The organism is Mesorhizobium sp. M2A.F.Ca.ET.067.02.1.1 (genome assembly GCF_004023285.1).
Taxonomy (GTDB): domain Bacteria; phylum Pseudomonadota; class Alphaproteobacteria; order Rhizobiales; family Rhizobiaceae; genus Mesorhizobium.
Map to the genome: position 1 here is coordinate 1 of NZ_RZSB01000669.1, position 3,326 is coordinate 3,326.

General features: G+C 63.8%; 4 protein-coding genes and 1 pseudogene. 3 read left to right on the forward strand and 2 right to left on the reverse strand.

The genetic code is table 11. The features are described from left to right. Positions 1–827: pseudogene (locus tag EOA28_RS29670) on the reverse strand (MFS transporter); the annotation flags it as partial. Positions 828–896: 69 nt separating this feature from the next. Next, a complete protein-coding gene (locus tag EOA28_RS29675; RefSeq protein ID WP_126080827.1) occupies positions 897–1,091 on the reverse strand; it encodes a DUF1192 family protein in 195 nt (64 codons plus the stop codon). Positions 1,092–1,204: 113 nt separating this feature from the next. On the opposite strand from EOA28_RS29675, the gene EOA28_RS29680 reads away from it, so the two are divergent. The 3 genes from EOA28_RS29680 to EOA28_RS29690 form a co-directional block, all read left to right on the forward strand. After that, positions 1,205–2,215, forward strand: coding sequence for an NAD(P)H-quinone oxidoreductase (locus EOA28_RS29680; RefSeq protein WP_128315574.1), 1,011 nt, complete (start codon positions 1,205–1,207; stop codon positions 2,213–2,215). Positions 2,216–2,569: 354 nt separating this feature from the next. Beyond that, positions 2,570–2,710: a DUF1127 domain-containing protein gene (locus EOA28_RS29685; RefSeq protein ID WP_071074868.1), complete on the forward strand. Its 141-nt coding sequence runs from the start codon at positions 2,570–2,572 to the stop codon at positions 2,708–2,710. Between the two features lie 254 nt (positions 2,711–2,964). Continuing rightward, positions 2,965–3,326: cell cycle transcriptional regulator TrcR (locus EOA28_RS29690; RefSeq protein WP_128315575.1), on the forward strand; the 362-nt coding region annotated here is incomplete at its 3' end.

The window sequence follows — 3,326 nt, forward strand, 5'->3', positions numbered from 1 at the left end:
CCGAAGGCAGCACCCGCCAGCACGAAGCGGCGGTCGGTTGTGTCGGAAAGGCGCCCGGCTGGAAGCTGCATGGCGGCGCCGGAAACGACGACAAGGCTCATCATCAGCGCGATCTCGGCGGTGGAGATGCCGATGCGCGCCCCATAGACGGCGCCGAGCGTGCCCCAGGCGCCGTTGGCTATGCCGATCAAGAGGCAGGCCACCGCCGACACCGGCGAATTGGCGTACAGGCCTTTGACGTCGAGCTTGACGTCCTGCAGCGGCTTCGGGGTCGATTGGGTAGAAACCGCCGTCGGAATGAGCGAAAGGCAAAACAGGATGCCGGTGATCATGAACAGCGAGGCCGATCGTACGTCGCCGCCGGCGACGATCATCTGGCCCCCCATGATCGAGGCATAGGTGACCATCATGTAGAGGCCGAAGACGGTGCCGCGGTTCTCGTTGGTGGCCTTCTCGTTCAGCCAGCTTTCGATCACCATGAAGGCGCCGGCCATGGTGAAGCCGGTGAAGGCGCGCAAAAGAATCCAGAAATATTCATCGATGATGAGGCCGGTGAGCAGCGCGATGATGGCGCCCGACGCGGCGAAGGCGCCGAAGGCCCGGACATGGCCGGCGCGGCGCACAAGGCGCGGGGCGAAGAAACAGCCGGTGACGAAGCCGCCTGCCCAGGCCGTGCCCATCAGGCCGAGCGATGCGGTCGAAAAGCCCTCGATCTGGCCGCGCAGCGGCAACAGCAGGCCGTGCAGGCCGGATGCCGCGAGCAGGAAGGCGGTACCGCGCAGCAGCGAGAGGATCGGTCGGTAGGTTGCAAACATCGCTTGATCCTGGTTCGGGCGCCGGGGTCTGAAAACAGGCGTATTGGGGCTTTTCGGCGGCGGTCTTGCGCGCCGACAAAATTATCCGCGCCGGAACAATGCGTCGGCGGCGGATTTGGTGGCGCTCTTGGCGGCCCGCTCTGCCTCGAGCCTGGCGATCTCGTCGCGCAGCAGGGCGATGCGCTCCGACAATTCGTCGACGGAAAGCAGCGAGAGGTCCTGCCCGATCTCGTGCGGGCGCGCCTTCTTCCGGGGTTCGTCGTCGAAGATCGCCATCGTCGCTTCTCCCTTACTTGGCCATTTGCCTGATTTGGCAATCAGCATACATAGGGCAGGGGCGCCGATGCAAACCACTGTGACAAGACAGGATTCGAGGAGACGGGACAGCGATGGCGAACAAGGACAGGATCCCGGAGAAGATGACAGCCATCGCGATCTCGCAACCCGGCGGTCCCAGGGTGCTCAAGCCGGAAACCCGCGACGTGCCGGTCCCCGGCCCCGGCGAAGTGCTGATCCGGGTGCACGCAGCCGGGGTCAACCGACCCGACGTGCAGCAGCGCAAGGGTGTCTATCCGCCGCCGCCTGGCGCCTCGGACCTGCCTGGACTCGAGGTCGCCGGCGAGATCGCGGCGCTCGGCGACGACATATCGCGCTGGCGCATCGGCGACCGGGTCTGCGCGCTGACGCCGGGCGGCGGCTATGCCGAATATGTCAAGGTCCATGCCGGCAGCGTGCTGCCGATCCCGGCCGGCTTCACCTATTCGGAAGCCGCGGCCGTGCCGGAGAACTACTTTACCGTCTGGCACAATGTGTTCGAGCGCGGCGGGCTCAAGAAGGGCGAGACGCTGCTTGTCCATGGCGGCTCGTCCGGCATCGGCACCACCGCCATCCAACTTGCTTCGGCCTTCGGCGCCACTGTTTTCACCACCGCCGGCAGCAAGGACAAATGCGACGCCTGCCTCAAGCTCGGCGCCGACCGGGCGATCAATTATCGCGAGGAGGATTTCGTCGCCGCGGTCAAGGATGCGACCGGCGGCAAGGGCGCCGACGTCATCCTCGACATGGTCGGCGGCGACTATGTCGCGCGCAACTACGAGGCCGCGGCCGTCGAGGGGCGGATCGTCCAGATCGCCGTGCAGGCCGGCGCTGTCGCAACCACCAATTTCGCGACGCTGATGGTCAAGCGCCTGACCCATACCGGCTCGACGCTTCGTCCGCGCACCGTCGAGTTCAAGGCGGCGATCGCCGCCGCGCTGGAGGCCCAGGTATGGCCGCTGCTCGGCACGCGCAAGGTGGCTCCGGTCATGGACATGATCTTTCCCCTGACCGAAGCCTGGCGGGCGCATGAGCGGATGGAAGAGGGCGAGCATATAGGCAAGATCGTCCTCGACGTCGGGTAGGATTGGCCGATTTTCAGGTGAGGCCGGCCTGCGAACGGCGGCTTCCTGCGCTTCCGGTGCTCACGTATTTTTGGAGCCGCATGTCCCTTATCGGAAAACCGGAACCACTTTTCCGGGACATGCGGAAGTACGCTCCGCTCCGGTTCTCGAGCGCCACCATTTTCGGCTCGGCCTGACCTGAATCTCGACCCATCCTGGGTCCGCGCTTGTCCCCTGTTCCAAGCTGAACGCATCGTTAATGGTGCAATGCACAAAACGCATTGCGGCCATGCAAAAGCGTCCGTTCATTTCTTGGGCAGGCATGCCTATTTACGCGGCATCAAACGATTTCATCAAACGACTGGAGAAACTGAAATGAACCCGATCCGTGCTTTCCGTAAGTGGCGCATGTACAACGAGACCGTGCGCGAATTGAACAAGCTCAATGCCCGCCAGCTCAGCGACCTCGGCATCAACCGCGCCGACATCGAGCGCATTGCCCGTCAGGCGGTGTAATCAAAACCAGCCCGGCCACAGGGCCAGGCTGGACAGGCAAGCAAGAGCCGTCGAGACGCTTGCTTCGTTTCCGGTTCCAAGCCCGCTGGACCTCGTCCAGCGGGTTTTGTCTTTTAATGGCTGTGAATCAGCCCTTTTCCAAAAACATTGCGAAAATTCGAGGGAGCGTTTATACAGGCCGCGAATTTCCCATTTTGGTGGCTCTAAAACCACCGCCCGCGCGGGAACGCGGGCGAACGAGAAGGATTTTTGACATGGCCAATACGCTGCTGATGCCCAAGGCGACCGCCGTCTGGCTGGTCGACAACACCGCGCTCTCCTTCGAGCAGATCGCGCAGTTCTGCGGGTTGCATCCGCTCGAGGTCAAAGCGATCGCGGACGGCGAGTCGGCGCAGGGCATCAAGGGCATGGACCCGATCATCACCGGCCAGCTGACGCGCGACGAGATTGCGCGCGGCGAGAAGGACATCAACTACCGGCTGAAGCTGTCGGAGCCGAAGGTTCGGGTGCCGGAATCGAAGCGCAAGGGCCCGCGCTACACGCCGCTGTCGAAGCGCCAGGACCGGCCGAACGCCATCCTTTGGCTGGTGCGCATCCACCCCGAGCTCAAGGATGG

Coding starts and splice junctions, on each gene's coding strand:
- EOA28_RS29685 (WP_071074868.1), top strand. CDS start 2,570: ATGAACCCGATCCGTGCTTTCCGTAAGTGGCGCATGTACAACGAGACC.
- EOA28_RS29680 (WP_128315574.1), top strand. CDS start 1,205: ATGGCGAACAAGGACAGGATCCCGGAGAAGATGACAGCCATCGCGATC.
- EOA28_RS29675 (WP_126080827.1), bottom strand. CDS start 1,091: ATGGCGATCTTCGACGACGAACCCCGGAAGAAGGCGCGCCCGCACGAG.